The organism is Nonomuraea sp. NPDC049158 (assembly GCF_040648335.1).
Classification (GTDB): Bacteria; Actinomycetota; Actinomycetes; order Streptosporangiales; family Streptosporangiaceae; genus Nonomuraea.
The window spans coordinates 119,118-136,508 of the sequence record NZ_JBEZDM010000026.1 but is presented as its reverse complement, the minus strand read 5'-3'; the positions used below and the strand labels follow the sequence as shown (position 1 = coordinate 136,508).

9 protein-coding genes and 1 tRNA gene are annotated in these 17,391 nt (G+C 67.1%); 6 read left to right on the top strand and 4 right to left on the bottom strand.

The features are described 5' to 3' along the window. Positions 1-23 precede the first annotated feature (23 nt). From AB0B61_RS40340 to AB0B61_RS40330, 3 genes are all read left to right on the top strand, one after another. Positions 24-584, top strand: a complete 561-nt coding sequence (locus tag AB0B61_RS40340) for a 5-formyltetrahydrofolate cyclo-ligase (protein ID WP_358443920.1) — start codon at positions 24-26, stop codon at positions 582-584. A gap of 24 nt (positions 585-608) precedes the next feature. Further along, a complete protein-coding gene (locus AB0B61_RS40335) occupies positions 609-2,114 on the top strand; it encodes a potassium/proton antiporter (RefSeq protein ID WP_358443862.1) in 1,506 nt (501 codons plus the stop codon). Positions 2,115-2,182: 68 nt separating this feature from the next. Next, entirely contained in the window at positions 2,183-2,497 is a 315-nt protein-coding gene (locus AB0B61_RS40330; protein WP_358443859.1) for an FmdB family zinc ribbon protein, read from the top strand. On the opposite strand, the gene AB0B61_RS40325 is transcribed toward AB0B61_RS40330, so the two are convergent. Further along, the gene (locus AB0B61_RS40325; protein ID WP_358443857.1) at positions 2,494-4,467 is read right to left on the bottom strand and encodes a DHA2 family efflux MFS transporter permease subunit; all 1,974 of its coding nucleotides are present in this window, start codon (positions 4,465-4,467) and stop codon (positions 2,494-2,496) included. The genes AB0B61_RS40330 and AB0B61_RS40325 overlap by 4 nt on opposite strands. A gap of 109 nt (positions 4,468-4,576) precedes the next feature. Here AB0B61_RS40325 and AB0B61_RS40320 point away from each other — a divergent pair, with 109 nt between their 5' ends. Both AB0B61_RS40320 and AB0B61_RS40315 read left to right on the top strand, forming a co-directional pair. Continuing rightward, positions 4,577-5,383, top strand: a complete 807-nt coding sequence (locus tag AB0B61_RS40320; RefSeq protein WP_225296101.1) for an S-methyl-5'-thioadenosine phosphorylase — start codon at positions 4,577-4,579, stop codon at positions 5,381-5,383. A 170-nt stretch (positions 5,384-5,553) separates the two neighbouring features. Continuing rightward, positions 5,554-6,069 (top strand): SAF domain-containing protein, encoded by a 516-nt coding sequence (locus tag AB0B61_RS40315; RefSeq protein WP_358443853.1) that lies wholly within the window; start codon positions 5,554-5,556, stop codon positions 6,067-6,069. Between the two features lie 57 nt (positions 6,070-6,126). Here the strand turns inward: AB0B61_RS40315 and AB0B61_RS40310 are convergent, their stop codons facing one another. Beyond that, a complete protein-coding gene (locus AB0B61_RS40310; protein WP_358443851.1) occupies positions 6,127-7,146 on the bottom strand; it encodes a D-alanyl-D-alanine carboxypeptidase family protein in 1,020 nt (339 codons plus the stop codon). A 1,259-nt stretch (positions 7,147-8,405) separates the two neighbouring features. On the opposite strand from AB0B61_RS40310, the gene AB0B61_RS40305 reads away from it, so the two are divergent. Continuing rightward, positions 8,406-8,481, top strand: a tRNA-Arg gene (locus tag AB0B61_RS40305). Between the two features lie 2,291 nt (positions 8,482-10,772). On the opposite strand, the gene AB0B61_RS40300 is transcribed toward AB0B61_RS40305, so the two are convergent. Both AB0B61_RS40300 and AB0B61_RS40295 read right to left on the bottom strand, forming a co-directional pair. Next, a complete protein-coding gene (locus tag AB0B61_RS40300) occupies positions 10,773-11,384 on the bottom strand; it encodes a DUF6461 domain-containing protein (RefSeq protein WP_358443848.1) in 612 nt (203 codons plus the stop codon). Between the two features lie 79 nt (positions 11,385-11,463). Beyond that, a complete protein-coding gene (locus AB0B61_RS40295; protein WP_358443846.1) occupies positions 11,464-17,052 on the bottom strand; it encodes a LamG-like jellyroll fold domain-containing protein in 5,589 nt (1,862 codons plus the stop codon). Positions 17,053-17,391 lie beyond the last annotated feature (339 nt).

Sequence of the window (17,391 nt, the reverse complement as noted above, 5' to 3'; positions counted from 1 at the left end):
TAGTGGAGGTATCTGTGGACAAGATGAAACTGCGCCGTGAGCTGCTCTCAGCGCGTAGCTTCCTCTCCCCGGAGCAGTTGCGGATAAACGCCTCGAAGGTCCGCGAAACTCTGCTCGATCAGCCGTGGGCGCAGATGGCCGGGCTGGTGGCTTGCTATTGGTCCGTCGGCTCGGAGCCGGGGACGCACGGGCTGGTGTTCGCGCTGTGGAAGCACGGCGCGACCGTGATGCTGCCCGTGCTACGGGAGGACGACGATCTCGACTGGGCGGTTTATGACGGTCCTGACACTCTGGCGCCCGGCCGCTTCGGGATCATGGAGCCGGTCGACACCCGGCGCGGCGTCGACGCGGTCCGCACGGCCGCCCTCGTGATCGCCCCCGCGCTCGCCGTGGACAGGCGCTCAGGGGTACGGCTCGGCCGCGGCGGTGGCTCGTACGATCGCGCCCTGTCCAGAGTGGGGCCGAACGTCCCGACTGTCGCCCTTCTCCATGACGGTGAGCTGATCGACGACGTGCCGGCCGAACCGCACGATCAGCAGGTCCGTTGGGCGATCACACCCAGCGGACTCACTAGGCTTATGTGAAGGAAACACACAGGAGGGGGCCAGATGACGCTAGATGTCTGGCTTCTCCTTGGTGCCGCGATCGTCATCGCGGCCATCGCCTCCGTCCGCATCGCGCATCGCAGCGGTCTGCCCAGCCTCCTGCTCTTCCTCGGCCTGGGTCTGGTCCTGGGCGAGGCCGGGTTCGGCATCCAGTTCGACAATCCGGAGCTGGCCCAGCAGATCGGCCTGAGCGCGCTGGCGGTGATCCTGGCGGAGGGCGGTCTGACCACGAGCTGGAGCCATGTGCGCCGCTCGGTGCCGTTGGCCCTGATCCTGGCCACCCTGGGGGTGGCGGTCAGCATCCTGGTGGTGGCGGTGGCCGTACAGGGGCTGCTGGGGTTCGGTCAGACCTCCGCGCTGATCCTCGGCGCGGTGCTGGCCTCCACCGACGCGGCCGCCGTGTTCTCGGTGCTGCGGCGGCTGCCGCTGCCGCCGCGCCTGGCCGGTGTGCTGGAGGCGGAGTCGGGCTTCAACGACGCGCCCACGGTGATCGCGGTGGTGCTGCTGAGCGGCGCCACGCACTCACCGCCGTCACTCGGCGCGTTCCTGATGCGCACCGGGACCGAGCTGCTCATCGGCGCGGCGGTCGGCCTGGCCATCGGGCCCGCCGGCGCGTACGCCCTGCGCCGCGTCGCCCTGCCCGCCTCGGGCCTGTATCCGATCGCCGTCCTGGCGCTGACCTTCGTCTCGTACGGCGGCGCGGTGCTGCTGCACGGTTCCGGCTTCCTGGCCGTCTACCTGACGGCGCTGATCCTGGGCAATTCGCGGCTGCCGCACCGGGCGGCGACCAGGGGGTTCGCGGAAGGGGCGGCCTGGCTGGCGCAGATCGGGCTGTTCGTGATGCTCGGGCTGCTGGCCGACCCGAAAGAGATGCCGTCGGCGATCGTGCAGGGCCTCATCGCGGGATCGGTCCTGGTGCTCCTGGCCAGGCCACTGTCCGTGATGGTCAGCGCGCTGGCGGCCCGGCTGCTGCGCCTCGGCCGGACGAACTGGCGCGAACAGGCGTTCCTGTCCTGGGCCGGCCTGCGGGGAGCGGTCCCCATCGTGCTGGCGACCATCCCCTGGGCGGCCGGGGTCGCGGGCTCGAAGGACATCTTCAACGAGGTCTTCGTGATCGTTATGGTGTTCACGCTGCTGCAGGGGCCGACGCTGCCGTTCGTGGCCAGGATCCTCGGCGTGGCCGCCCCGGGAGAGGCGCACGATCTGGAGGTGGAGTCGGCGCCGCTGGAGGAGCTGAAAGCCGACCTGCTGCAGATCAAGGTGCCGCCCGGCTCCCAGCTGCACGGCGTCGAGATCTTCGAGCTGCGCCTGCCGGCCGGGGCCGCGGTCACGCTCGTCGTCCGCGACGGCAAATCGTTCGTACCCTCGGGCACCACCCGGGTCCGGGCGGACGACCAGCTTCTCGTGGTCGCCACGGCGGCCTGCCGCGACGAGGTCGAGCGCCGCATGCGCGCCGTCAGCCGCCGGGGCAAGCTGGCCGGATGGTACGGAGAACGCGGTTCGGAATAGACGTTTGACCTAATCGGTTACCATTAGCAGTCGCATCGCTCGAGTGCCAGAACTTGAAGGAGGAGCGCGTGCCGACCTACCAGTACGCCTGCAACGACTGCGGTGAGCAGCTCGAAGTCGTTCAGAAGTTTACCGACGATGCGCTGACCGTCTGCCCGGCCTGCGAGGGGAACCTGCGCAAGGTGTTCTCCGCCGTCGGGATCGTGTTCAAGGGATCGGGCTTCTACCGCACGGACAATCGGGCCAGTTCGACTGGTTCGTCCTCCTCCTCTTCGTCCTCTTCCAACGGGAAGTCGAGCGAGAGCAAGCCCGCCGAGTCCAAGCCGGCCGAGTCGAAGTCCACCACGACTCCGGCCCCCGCGGCCGCTTCCGCCACCTCCTAGCGCCCTTTACGCTGCTGGCGTGGGCAATCGGCGTTGACGCCGAGCAGGGCCGGGGCGACTCGTTCGACGAGTTGCTCCAGCTGGGGATTCGCGCCCCAGTCCGCGACGAGTCTGCTCAATCCCTCGCTCGAGCAGCGCAGCAGCCTCAGCGCGGCCCGCTGGCCGTCTTCTGTGAGCCGCAGCGAGTCGCCATCCGGTGACCGTTCGACAAGGCCGTCCGTTATCAGCTGGTTGGCATAGGGACGGCCTTGTTCGCGGCTGACGTTCGCCCGCGCCGCCAGGTCCGCGGCCTTGACCCAGCCCTCGCCGCCGAGCCTGGCCACGATCCAGACGCCCTGCGGTGGTACGCCGGTCAAACCGGCCAAGTCGCCCACCCGTTTGTAGAAGCCCCTGCGCAGGTTGGCGTCCGCCAGGCGTACGAGACCTCGCTCGACCTCGGCCAGCGACGACCGCTCGGCCGACGTTGCGCCCAACCCCTCGCCCAGGTCGGTCGCCTTGGTCGTCTCCCTGAGGCGTTGCTGCGGAATCAGCCAACTGAGCAGGAAGGCGACGAACATCACCGGCGCCGCCACCCGGAAGACGGCGGCGATCGCGTCGGCGTACACATGCAGGAACTCCGCCACGAGGTCGCCCGGCAGCCGCTGGATGGTGGTGGGATCCTGCTGGACCTGCGCCGGATCGAAGCCCGGCGGCAGTCTGGTCCTGGCCAGCAGCCCGCGCAGATCGGCGTCGAGCCGGGCGGTGAAGACCGCGCCGAGCGTGGCGACGCCGAACGAGCCGCCGATCATCCGGAAGAACGTCGCCCCCGACGTGGCCACCCCGAGGTCCTTGAAGTCGACCGCGTTCTGCACGATGATCACCAGCACCTGCATGGTCATCCCCAGCCCCACACCCAGGACCAGCAGGTATAGGCCCAGCGCCGACAGGCTCGTGTGCTCGGTCACCATGGAGAGCAGGAACATCCCGACCGTCGCCACCCCCGTGCCCGCGATGGGCAGGAAGCGGTATCTGCCGGTCCTGGCGATGATCTGACCGCTCACGATGGACATCGTGAACATCCCCGCCATCATCGGCAGCAGATAGACCCCGGACAGTGTCGCGCTGACCCCGTGAACCACCTGCAGATAGAGCGGAAGGTACGCGAGCGCGCCGAACATCCCGAACCCCACCACGAACCCGACGAACGCCGTCATCGAGAACGCCCTGAGCCTGAACAGCCCGAGCGGCAGAACCGGCTCGGCCGCCCGCCGCTCGGCGAGCACCCACCCGGCGAGCAGGACGACGGCCGCCACCGTGAGCCCGATGATCATCGGGCTCACGGTGGCGCCCCCGGTGGCGATCAGGACGAGGCAGGACGTGGCGCCGCCGAGCAGCACGACGCCCGCATAGTCGATCTTGTGTTTGGTCCGCGTCTGGTCCCCCGGCAGCGCCGTGGCGATCACGAACAGCGCGACCGCGCCGATGGGCAGGTTGATGTAGAAGACCCAGTGCCAGCTGAGATGGTCGACGAACAGACCGCCGAGCAGCGGCCCCACAATGCTGGACACCGCGAAGACCCCGCCGAAGAACCCCTGGTATTTCCCCCTGTCGCGGGGCGACACGACGTCGCCGACGATCGCCTGGGCCAGCACCATGAGCCCACCGCCGCCCAGGCCCTGGATCGAGCGGAAGAAGATGAGCTCGCCCATGTTCTGGCTCAGGCCGCAGAGCGCCGAGCCGACGAGAAAGATGACGATCGCCGCGACGAACAGCCTCTTACGGCCGAACTGGTCGCCCAGCTTGCCCCAGAGCGGCGTGGAGACCGTCGAGGCGAGCAGGTAGGCCGTCACCACCCAGGACAGCTGCTCCAGGCCGCCAAGGTCGCTCACGATCGTCGGCAGGGCGGTCGACACGATCGTCTGGTCGAGCGCCGCGAGCAGCAGGCCCAGCATGAGCGCGACGATGATGAAGACGAGGCCCTTTTGCCGCATGCGAAGATACTACTCTTCGCACTTGTGTGCTAACGCAGTGAAGTAAGTTATCCACAGAACGCCATTCAGCCCCTGCTCCCCCTCCACCAATGCCGCTAATCTCGGCGCCATGCTCACTCGTGCAGACATCGGCGTCATCGGCGGTTCGGGCTTTTACTCCCTGCTCGACGATGCGGAGGAGATAGAGGTGGCCACCCCTTACGGGCCACCCAGCGACGTGGTCACGGTCGGGCGGATCGGCTCGCGTCCCGTGGCGTTCATCCCCAGACACGGGCGGGATCATCGCTTTCCGCCCCATCGCATCCCCTACCGGGCCAACCTCTGGGCGCTGCGCTCACTCGGCGTCCGCCAGGTGCTCGCGCCCAGCGCCGTGGGCTCGCTCCAGGTCGAGCACGGACCGGGCGCGATCGTGATCCCCGATCAGCTCATCGACCGTACGTCAGGACGAGTCCAGACCTTCTACGACATCGACGGCGCGGTCCACGTGTCCTTCGCCGACCCCTACTGCCCTTCGGGCCGCTCCGTGGCCGTGACGGCCGCTCGGGCGGGCGGCTGGGCCACGGTCGACGGCGGCACCCTCGTGGTGATCGAGGGCCCGCGCTTCTCGACCCGGGCGGAGTCGCGCTGGTTCGCGGGCAACGGGTGGACGATCGTCGGCATGACCGGCTTCCCCGAGGCGATCCTGGCCCGCGAGCTGGCCCTCTGCTACACGTCCCTGTCGCTGGTGACCGACCACGACGCCGGGGTGGAGGCCGGCGAAGGCGTGACCCATGACGAGGTGCTGGAGTTCTTCGCCCGGAATGTGACCCGCATGCGGGGTCTGGTGGCCGAGGCCGTGCAGGGGCTGCCGAGTGAGCGATCATGCCCGTGCGGGTCGGCGCTGGACGGCATCAAGCTCCCGTTCGAACTGCCGTGAATGGAAGCCCTGCGGGCGGCTGGCCGGGGCTCGCCCGCCCCGGTTCGCGGGGGTGGCCTGGACGGCTTGGAGGGCTCGCACGTGCCGGTTCGGCGGGGCGGGCTGAACGGCTTGGAGGGCTCGGGCGCCCTGGGCGGGTTGGGCGTCGTCGGCGGCGGCTTGTCGCGGCGATGGCAGCTGGCATCGGCGTCCTTTCGACATATATTGCCCTACGCCCTACTCACGCCCCCTCAGTCCTAGTAGCAACCCATGACCTCTCCCCCGGCATCCTCAAGCCGGGCGACCTCCGCCCGGCCGCCCTCAACCCACCCCCGTCCGGCGCCATCCGCTCGGGCGCCGTCGGCCGCGTGCTGGCCGGGTCGATGCGCCGAGGTGAACCCCTCACCGACGTACGCCTGCTCCACTCACTCCCGCTGCCGCCCGGCACCGTGGCCGCGCCGGTGCGCATCGCCGACGCCGACACGGCCCAGCTGATCACCCCAGGCTCGACGATCAGCGTCCTGGCGGCTTGGGAAGGCCAGCCGGCCCAACTGGTCGCCGACGACGTCACCGTCGTAACCATCCCCAAAGCCGAGGACGACCACGGCGCCCTGATCGTGCTGGCCACCACCCCATCACAAGCCAGCCAGTTGGCCGCCGCCCAAGCAGGCGGCCGACTGTCCATCACCATCAAGCCCCACCCGTAGCAACCGTCACCGACCGCGCCAAAGTGGACTTCGCCTCGAGAACGTCACTTGGAGAACTTAGAGAACCGAATCCTTCTTGGGGTCGTACTCCCAATGCCACGGCTCGAACGGGCTGCTGTAGGCCCAAGACGGATGGAACCACCCATACTTCTTGGAGTTGTTCTCCATCCAGACGAACTCCACCGACCGGAACCGCTCCACCCCACCACAAAGGTCAACGGCCAGCCCGAGCCCGTGGTTGCTCCGCCCCGGCACCGCCGCGAACCCCGGCCGCCGATAGTAAACCGACTGCTGCTCAGCCAGGCTGCGGTACGCGTCAGTCACGCACATCTGCTTGCCGAACCGCTTCCGATAGGCCTCATTCAAGCTGACGAAGGCGATCGTCGCATCGGCCCTGAGGCTCTGCCCCTTCTGCTGCAACGGACACAACATCGCCTTCGGGATCAACCCATTCGGATAGGAGTTGGCCGTCGCCGCCCGCAACGGATTGCACCCCAGCGCCGCCCGCCCAACCTTGTCGACCTTGATGCCCATCTTCACCAGCGCCGCGGTCAACGACTTCACGATCTTGTCCGACCGCTGCCTGAGCGTGTCGATCTCCACCGCCATCTGCGCCTCGGCCAGCAGATTCGACGCCCGCAACTCCTGCGCCTCCCCGGCCAGCCGCTCCGTTTCCTTGTAGAGCGTGCTGGTCTGCTCAACCACCTGCTGCCGATTCGCCACGATATGAGAGGCGTTGGCCATGGCCCGCAACGTATCCGAGTTAGCATCACCGGACAGGAACGGCGCAACCCCGTCGCCCCCGACGGACTGCTCATACAGCAGCTCCACCATCTGCGCCACCGGCTGCCGGATCACGGCAAGCTTCCTCTCCGCGTCTTGCAGCGCGTTGAGCTTGCCCGTCAGCGCCTTCTCAGAGGCGGCGATGTCGCTACGACGCTTCTCCAGCGCCTTGGTCGCGTCCTCAAGCTCCTTGGCCGACTTCTCGGCCTCCTTGCGAAGCTCGGTAAGGGTCGCCGGATCCCGTCGTTCGGCGTGGGCAGGCGTAGCCGCAGGCAGGATGACCAGGGAAGTCATGGCCATGACAACCGCGATCAGACCCGCTGACCGAGGGGATGGCACCGTCGACTCCTCCGTTTGCAACTCTGTTACCAGGGTCCGGCACGCACGTTACTACAGCCCTCCGAGTGCCCGGACCGAAGTCAGAAGAGCTGTTATGACCGCGAAAGAACCACTTTGTACGTCCAACTGCCTTCCCGGCGGCCTTCATGGGCTTGTCGTCCCAGGTAGGACGGGTACATCACGGACAGATCCGCCCACCCATGCGGCCGGTGCATCCTCACGGGCATATGGCCCAGTGGGGCATGTGATGACCCTGGGGGTGGCGCGGCGGTCATGTGTGGCATCCATTGGGGGTGGGTGGCAGGGCAGGCGACTGCCGCACTCCTCACGGTCGGATCAACGGGTACCCGGTTTCACCGGCAAGCGGAGCCATACACACTCAGACGAGGCCAGGCACGGTCGGAACAGCACCATCTTCAACGAACGCATCAAGCAGGCCACCACCACTCCAAAACATCCACCTCCCCTCCTTCACTTCCGCCTTCGCTCCCTCCCTCGCTTCCCCCTTCGGTCACCTCTCGCTTGGGCTCGGTCACTTCCGGATTGAGCCCGGCCACTTCTCGCTTGGGGTCAGCCGCCTCTCGCCTGGGCTCGGTCACCTCTCCCCTGGGGCCGGCCGCCTCCCGCTTGAGCCCGGTCACCTCCCGCTTGGGCCGCCGCTCATGCTCCCGACAAGACTTCCAAAGCCACGTATCCACCCACTCCCCCGCACACGCCCGCTCCGTACGCACAGGCTCAGCCGTACCTCGCTCCACGACGACAGGCGCAGGAGAGGGCATCACCACCTCTGCCTCGCCCTCCTGCGGCTTCGGCGCGGCATCACGCACAGCCGCCGGCACCACCCCCTCGTACCACCGCTCAGGCCGAGCAGGCGCAGGCATCAAAACCGGCTCAAACCCCACCCACCCCCCAACCCCAGCCCGCATCCCCCGCTGCGCCGCCGCCCTCTCATAACCGGTGAGCTCCCCCGCCAACAACCCCCCAGCAAGGATCCCCGGCGCCAACACGGCCGCAATCAACACGACAGGCCGCCTACGCACCTGACTACGTCGCCTTCTGGTCACAGACCCGACGCTATCTACGCGGGATGCGCAACAATCTGATCGCTTGCCATGCCTTTACTGCAGCTCAGAGCACCCATGACCCACTCAGCCAAACTCACCGCCGCCCCGCGTCCCACACACTGCCGTAGTTTCGCTAGGCTTACGGGGTCCGCCTCCGTAGCTCAGGGGATAGAGCACCGCTCTCCTAAAGCGGGTGCCGCAGGTTCGAATCCTGCCGGGGGCACCACTATTGATCAGCGGTGAAGCGCCCTTGACCAGCACAAACGCCAGTCAAGAGCTTCTTGATGCGTCCGGGGCTGTACGGCTGTAGCTGATCGTTAGCGGGTGATCGTGCCAAATACGTGCGCACAGTCCGGGCAGGGCGCGAGTATGCACCGATCACTCGCTTTACATCCTTCACCCACCGGCCCTCGATGACCGACAACAGCCGGTGCCTTCGCGTCCCGCTGGCTTGCCCCACCTTTCAATGCGAACATCTCATGGCGATGTCCACAATGTCCGATTCCGTGAAAGTGCTCGAAAATGGCTCCTGCGGTCGCTAACTACGCAGGTCGTGGAGTGTGCTCCCCGCACACGCGGGGATGGTCCCAGCGCGCCTACGTCGTCGAGCTCGACGTGATCGTGCTCCCCGCACACGCGGGGATGGCCCCCTGAACCGTCGCCGGCCATGTCGTCGGGGGGGGTGCTCCCCGCACACGCGGGGATGGTCCCGAACGCTCCTGGCTGCAGCGCGGCCCAGCGCTGTGCTCCCCGCACACGCGGGGATGGTCCCTCGGCGCCGGGGGTGGCCAGCATCCGGATCTTGTGTTCCCCGCGCACGCGGGGATGGTCCCCCCTCCCACGTGGTGACGTCCCAGCCGTAGGCGTGCTCCCCGCGCACGCGGGGATGGTCCCCGGCCTGCTCGATAAGTGCAGCTAGGGCGCGAGTGCTCCCCGCGCACGCGGGGATAGTCCGCTGTATGCGTGGGTCAAGCGCGGCGCACCCGTGCTCCCCGCGCACGCGGGGATAGTCCGCTGTATGCGTGGGTCAAGCGCGGCGCACCCGTGCTCCCCGCGCACGCGGGGATGGTCCCGCCCTGATGGACCAGTGGATTCAGGAGTACATGTGCTCCCCGCGCACGCGGGAATGATCGTCCGCCCGGCGCCGCCACCTCCGACGCCTTGTGCTCCCTGCGCACGCGCGGAATGACCCAACAACAGCAGGTGGCGGACCTGTCTCGAAGGAACTAATTAGCCCTCAAGGACTGAGCTTTCCCTCACGAAGCCGAAAGGCGGTCTCAACTCGGTGAGCTAAACCGGTTATCTGATAACGCTGCAACGATCCGTATGATCTGCGGGTGCCAAATACATGCGCAACAACCTCCCACCAACTCTCGTTTACCCCTCTTGATCTGGGAAAACACCACGCATGCTCGCCTGACTCCTAAAGCGGGTGCCGCAGGTTCGAATCCTGCCGGGGCACTCTTCTCCACCAGGCATTTTGACCTCTGACCTGCGGCTTCTTAGTCGCAGGTCTTCTGCTTCCTAGGCCCTTGGTGCGCCGCCGAGGGCACCCGTATGCAGCCGTAAGACCATGATCAGGGGACATGTGCGGGATGATCTTGACGGCGTTTCCTTAGGTCAAGCCTTAATTCTGGCCTATCCCAGCCTCCGGCAACCCCTTACGACGGCCCGGGCATGGGATCAACAGCCGCTGATCGTGCCAAATACATGCGTGCATTCCAAGCGTCACCCCGCTGCACAAGCCCATCCGACCCCCCAGCCGGATCGCGTCTGGTGCCAGACCAGCATTGGCTGACCTTGGGCGTGTGCTGCCTGTACACGCCGGCGCTGGTGACCGACAGCTCATCCAGTAGCACGGTGCGCACACTGCCGCCTTTGCCATAGACGCGGACGTGTTCGTCGTCCAGGCGCAGGTCCGGGTCCTCCGCATACAGGCGGCAGACTTCGGAGGCGCGGGCGCCCGCCGACGTAAGCGGTCTCGAACAGCACCCGATCCCGGAGCCGGTCCAGTGGCAAGTTCTTGCGCGACCGCCGCGAGCAGATCACCGCCAGGACCGTAGCCACGCCGGCGGCCGGGGCCAGGCGTGGCAGAGCCTTCGGCACCTTGACAGTGTCGATCCGGTCCATCGCCCGAAGCCTGGGCGGCCGATCCGGCCCGTCACGCCGAGGCCAGCGGGCCAGAACCGGTCGCCTTCGCCGCCAAGCCCGCCCTGGTCACCGCCATGCTGGCTGCGGAGTTGGCCGCGCGCCCTCGTTTCGCTATCGGTGCGCCGACTACGGCCGCGATCCGGCCCGCGCACCTTCTGCCACCAGCAGCAGGTCGGCTACGTGCTCGCCGTTGGCATCGATCTGCCCCTGTTGCGGCCGGGCCGAGCCCGCTGGGCACGTGCTGGATCGGCTGCTCCCCCACGGTGAGGCGGCCCTATGTGACCGCCGGGACCGCCGCGAATAGACAGCCCGCCGACGCGTCGGTCGGCAGGCCAGCAACGTGCCACTCGGGCTGAGCGTGGGCCGTCAGGAGGTAGGTCTGATACAGGAGTGCTGCGCCTCGAACCAGTCGGTGGCGATGTCGGTTCCCGTGAAGCGCCCGATCAGGGCCAAGGCTGAGCTGACGCTCTCCTCCCGGTCCACGCGATCGTCGAAGACGTCGTCAGCGCTGATCTGGAAGCGCAGCCCGTCCATCAGGTGATCGAGCGCGTGCGGGTCGTCGCCGAAGCGTAACTCCGGTTGGGAGGGGCTGAAAGAGGTCACCAGGCGCCCATCGCGGGCGTAAAGGAAATAGTCCCTGTTGCTGATGTCCATGCTGAGGCCGAAGGCCTCGCGGCCGTCTGCGGTGATGGACAGCAGGTGCTCGCGGTCGGCAGTCGCCGGCACGATGCTGATCCAGTCCCCGAACTCGGCGACCCAAAGAGATCCGTCGTCGATGTTCTGATCGAGGATCTCACTCAGATGGCACGGGGTGCGGGTGGAGAGGTCCAGCTGGTAGATCGGGGCGAGGGCGTCGAGGTCCGCGCCCTTGATCCAGATGGCGCTGAATCCCAGCGCCCACAGATCCATGTCGCCGTCGAGCCCCTCCGTGAAGAGGATCGAGGCCAGAAGGTCGTGCAGGTAGGTCGGTGACTGCATGGCCGCCTCTCGGAAGGAGGGGGCATCCGGCGGGATGCCCCCTCCTCAAAGGTGGGTTATGGGTTGCCTTGCTTGATTGTCACGAAGAAGGCGTTGGCGGGGCGCCTTCCTTGATTCTCACGAAGAAGGCGTTGCCGGGCCGGTTCTGCAGGCCCCCTTCGAGGGTTGCGTTGGGAAGGACACGATAGCGGGCGTAGAAGGCGCCCAAGTCGCGACCGGCGGCCTGATTATGGTCCGTACTGACCATGCGGAGTGAGGCGTTGAGAGAAGGAACCCAGACGTTGTTCTCCATCTTGCCGTCGACGCCGATCGCCTGCCAGGTGGACGCGAACGGGTATTCGTCGCATTGTTTGTTCGGGTCGTCACGTCCGGGGAGACCCTTGCAGTATTTGTCCAGATTATTGGAGTTCTTCGAGTTGTACAGCGCGCCGTCCGGAGCTGGGACCCGGTCTCTGTTGGCCCGCTTAGTCAAGGGAACTATCCGGCAATGAGCTGGGTCGGGCGAGGTCAGGCACCCGTCGTAGTTGCCGGGAAAGTTCTTGGTGATAGGGTTTCCCTCCTTGGTCACCTTTGGATCCGTGTCCCGCGGGTGCTGGAAGGCGTATTGGATGTGCTGGGCCACCTCTCCCCGGTATGAGTCTCCGGTGTACATGGTGTAGACCCGGTCGACGCCGAGGAAGCGGCACCCTCCGGTGTTACCTCTCCACGTGGTTCTGTCGTTCACGCGGACGCGGTAGCTGACGCGCTCGCTGTCGCAGCGCGCGACGAAGGGCAGGTCGCCCTTGATGGTCGGGGGTCCCTGCTCGGTGGCGAGGTACTGCCACAAGCGGAAGGGGCTCGGGTCCAGCTTGGGAACATTCGCAGGCGGATACAGCTTGGGGCGCAAGGTGCAGTTTCCGAAGGCCTTTCCTCCGGACCGGAAGACGAATTCGTCGGTGCCGTCTCTCTTGAGGCCCCCGATCGTCGTGGTCCGATTCGCTCCCTCGATCATCGAGCAACTGGAGCCCTCGGACGCCGCGACGTCGCCCCGGATCTGCATCGCCAAGCCGTCGTACGCAGTCGTGGGCTGGCAATTGGCGCCCACCGTGTACACATCGGTGATGCCGACCCAGACGCCGATGTCCCTGGCCGTGTAGGTGGTACCCGCGCCGTGGACGACGGGTGAGCCGTTCTTGGTGCCCAGATAGGTGTGCGCGACCACGGTGGCCGTCATCATCACGCCCATGCTCTTCGGGCACCGGGTCTTCGGCAGGCCGGTGACTAGATCGATGTCCCAATCGCCCCAGCCCAGGAGTCTGCTGTAACAGCCGGTGTAGGGCCTGACAACGGTCCAGCCGAAACCATGGTAAGGCCGGGGAGATTGCGTGAGTCGTGCCTTGTTGCACTCGGTGAGGTTCATCCGCTCGTAGCTGAACGGACCGCTCGTGTTCGGGTCGGACGTCGCGGCCGTGGCCGAGGCGGGCGATGCCGGGGAGGCCAGGGCGTCCGATGCCGGAGAGGCCTGGACGTCGGTCCGCGTCGGCGATCCCCCGCCCGCCCGGGCGTCGCCGACCGTGAACGTCTGCCACTCCGACCAGGCGCCAGGCACGCCGTCGACCGTCGCTCGCGAGCGCCACCGCAGTTGCTCGCCCTTGTGGAGCTTGCCTGCCGGGACCTGCACCGTGTGACGCGAGACATCGGCCTTCGCGGTCACTTTGCCCGACCAGACCGGCGCGCTGGTCGCCGTCCTAGTGGCGTTCGACGACTTGGGCTTCGGCGACTTGGTCGGCCGGTCGGCCACCTCTACCTCTACTGTCGCCGCGCGGCCTTGAAGGTCCGTCGTCCAGGCGGTGAACTGCGGGGTGGTGCCCTTGTTCTCGGTTATCGCTAATCTCGCGATACTGGGAGCGGTGCCGGTGGAGCCGGTCCGCAGTGCTGCCGCGGCCGGCACCGGGGCGGAGCCGATCGGGGTGTTCATTTCGGCCTGGATCTCGGTCGCGGTCTGGACGCGATTGTAGATGCGCACCTCGTCGATCAGGCCGCTGAAGTACTCACCAAATGAGGTGTTGCCGCCGATTCGCAGCGATCCGCCATCGTCGAGGACATCGCCGGCGAATGACGCCTGCGAGATTTGCACACCGTTGACGTACAGGTTCATGGTGCTGCCGTCGTAGGTGGTCGCCAGGTGGCTCCACTGGTTCAGCGGCAGCGGGTCATGACCCCTGAGTCCGGCGCTCTCCTCAGTGGTCTCCAGCCAGCCTGCGGGGGAGTTGTATTCGGTGGAGGCGTACAGGCCGTAGCCGCCGCCGGTGGAGCGCTCCTTCAGGAGCACAGGACGCCAGAGGGTATCCACCACCGAGGGTCGTACCCAGGCCGAGAGCGTCAGCGTGTTCGTCAGGCGCAGTGACGGAGCGTGCGGGATGGTGACCCAGCTGGAGGTGCCGTTGAATGACAACGCCTTGCCGTGCTTTCCTGTCGCCCAGGTGGTGTCGCGGGCCGCTCCGGTGTTGTTCTTCCCGGAGGAGTCACCCACGGTTGTGCCTGAGCCCTCGTTCATGCCGTACGCGGCCACCAGGCCAGGGTTCGTCGGCGGGGCCGTGACGGTGGCCGAGGCCTCGTTCGAGGATGGGCTGAGGTTGCCGGCCGCGTCGGAGGCGCGGACCCGGTAGTAGTACGTCCCGGCGGCGAGTCCCCCGTCGGTGAACGTGGTGGTCGGTGACGAGCCGATCTGGTTCGCGGCCGACGGGGTGAACCCGGGCGTCGTGGAGCGGTGGATCGTGTAGCCGTTCACGCTCACGTTGTCTGTCGAGGCCGTCCAGGTGAGCTGCGCGTTGCCGGGGCCGCCCGTCGCGGCGAGCGAGCCGGGCGCGGTCGGCGCCTGGGTATCCGGCTGCGGCTGCACGCCGATCGGGGTGTTCATGTCGGTTTGGATCTGGGCTGCGGTCTGGGCACGGTTGTAGATGCGCACCTCGTCGATCAGGCCGCTGAAGAACTCACGCCAGACGGTGTTGCCGCCGATCCGCAACGGACTGCCGTCGTCGTAGAGGCCGGCGTTCAGCGCGGTCTGGTCGACCTGCTGACCGTTGACGAACAACCGCAGAGTGGCGCCGTCGTAGGTGAGCGCCAGGTGGCTCCAGCTGTTCACCGGCAACGGTGAGATTCCCCCGGCCGTCGACGAGGCCTCCCCGGTTTGCACCCAGCCATAAGGAACCGCATCGCCGTTGGCGGCGTACAGGGCATAGGAAGCCCCATCGGCGTTCAGTTCCTTGGTCACCACGCTTTTCCAAGGGGTGCCGGTCACCGTGGTCGGATTGACCCAGGCCGAGAGCGTCATCCCGGTCGTCAAGCGCAGCGACGCTGCATGCGCGACCGTGACCATGCTGGAGGAGCCGTTGAACGACAACGCCTTGCCGTACTTACCGTTGACCCAGGCGGTGCTACTGCCCGTGCCGGCGTTGTTCTGCCCGGAGGAGTCGGCCACGCCGGTGCCAGAGCCCTCGTTCATGCCATAGGCGGCCACGAGCCCTGCCGGTGCCCTCGCGCCGGTGGTGAACGACCAGGTGTGCGGCTGGGCCATGGCGTTGCCCGCGACGTCCTTGGCTCCGGACACCTCGGCGCTGTACGCGGTGTTCTCGGCCAGCGGCTGGGCGGGCGTGAACGTGAGCACCCGCTGGGTGGCGTCCATGGCGGTCGTGCCAGCGACCGCCGTACCGGCCGGACCCTTCAGCGCGAGCTGCGCATCGGTGACCGCTTCGCTGAACGTCACCGTGACCGGGGTGGTGACGGGAACCCCCGTCGCCTGAGCCGCCGGGGTGACCGCGGAGACGGCCGGTGGCGCCGTGTCGTTCTCGGTGGTGAAGCGCCAGGAATGCGAAGTCTGCTGGTTGCCCTCCTCGTCGTAGGCCTCGCTCACCTCTGCGTTGTAGGCGGTCACGGGCTTGAGCGGCGCAGCAGGGGTGAAGGTGAAAACCTTCCTGGTGGTATCCAGGCTCGCCGTTCCCTGGACCGCGGTCCCGGCGGCGTCCTTGACAGTGATCTTGGGCTCCCATACGGCTTCGCTGAAGGTCGCCGTGATCGTGGTGCCGACCGGGACGCCAGTGCTGTCGGCGACGGGCCGCACGTCCGTGACCGTGGGCTTCGTCTCGTCCAGCGGGAGGTCACCGGCCGGAACCTCGTTGGGATCCAGGGTGGCCGGATCGACCTCGACGTCGTCCGGCAGCGGCTGCAGGCGGTTGGTGTCGATCTCGTAGGGGGTGCCCACGCCCAGCTTCTCGATCTCGTCGGCCTCCTGGTCGCTCAGCGCCCAGTTGACGGTGTCGTCCAGGGGCTCCGCCTCCAGCGCCTTGGCTTGCTGATAGGTGGGGAACTCCGTGAAGTCGTCGTCAGACTCGAACTTCACCCATTCGGTTTTCGTGGGCGCGGGCGTGTATTCGACCATGAGGGTGGGTGGGTGGCGGTAGCCCGGGTAGGGGTCGCCGCTGTATTCGCTGGAGTAGTACTGGCGCCAGTTGATCGTGGCGCTCTCGCTGACGGCCTGGAGCACCACCCCGTAATTGGGCTCGTTCCGCTCGATCCAGTCGCGAGCCATGTTGGTGACCCGGTGCACCAAATGCTCTTCCTTGGTACACCAGCTGGGGGAAGGGGGAACGGCCTCGTAGTTGTAGCCGGCCTTGTTGCCGCTCTCGCCCTCCACGTTGCCGAGCGTGGGCTGTCGCGACCAGCTCAAGGTGGAGGTGTCCCAGGAGGAGGTGATGCGGCGCGCTCCGATGCCGGACCCGCCCATCGGATCGCCGCAATTCACGTTGTTGGGGCCGCCGGACTTGTAGTTCCACACCCACAGGTCTGCGTCGACGACGGTGGCGCCCTCCAGTTCCGGGGCCTCGGTGTTGAACTTCAGGTACACGCGGGCGACGTCGGCACTGGTGGAGGTGGTGCCGGCGCGCAGCCATCCGGCGGCGGCGTTGTTGGTGCTCGGGCTGTTCTTGCTGACCCATGCGTCGGTGGGGGTGCCGCCGCCGAACCATTCCGAGGCGGCCGCGATCGTCACCGGGTAGGTGACCGCCGGGTCGGCCAGGAATGCCTCATCCGGGCTGAACACCAGCTGCGACGTCGCGCCGGCGGTCTCAACGCGCGGGGTGACCGGTGAGCTCTTGCCCTGCTCGGGGCCGGCCTCCACCTTGGCGTCCATCGCAGTGAGCACGATCGGCGAGGCCTTCGCCTTACCCTTGACGTCCTTCAGCTGCGGCAGGCCCTCGGGCGTCGTGCCGAACGAGGTACCTTCGGGCAGGGTGAGCGGCAGCCGCACGGTCACCGGGCCGGCTGGCTTGCGCCGGAAGACCACCTGGGAGATGAAGCCGTCGGCCTTGGCCTGTACCACCAAGTCAACCCCAGACGCGACGGCGTCAGGGTAGGTAATCGCATTGCCGGAGATCTTCGGTTCCGGCAGCGCCCGGGTCACGCTCAGGCCGCTCGTACCCTTTTTACCGTCCGCCGACACCAGATGCTTGGTGCCGCGTCCGCCGAAGGTCAGCGAGGTCTTAACCCGCGCGGCCTGCAGTTTGCCGTCGCGGGTCACGATGCGGGTGTCGATGGGTTCCCAGGCACCACTGGCCGGGTTCTTGAGCTGGACGGGCCGGTTGTACAGCTCGGCACGTAAATGCTTGCCGTCGGGGTTCGCCCAAACCTTCATGGTCTCGGTGAACCGGGCCGGAATTTCGACGGGTTTACCGGACTTGGCCGCCTTCTCCCAGACGCTCTTAAGGGCTGGATCCGAAGCGACGCCGGGTTTCGTTGTTGATACGGAAGTTGGGGTGGGGGATGGCGTGGGGCCCTGGGCGATCGCGGGCGCACTCATGAGCGAGAGCGGCAGCATCAGAGCTGCGGTCAGGGCAGCGCGGCGGCGCGTCCGGATGGATAAGCCGGACGCTGATCGGCGTCTGTTCACTCACAACCTTTCGAACAGATGTGGCAAAAACAGAGCCAATCGTCACATAAGGCCGCGCTAAAAGCAAAGATCGTTTTCAGTAAC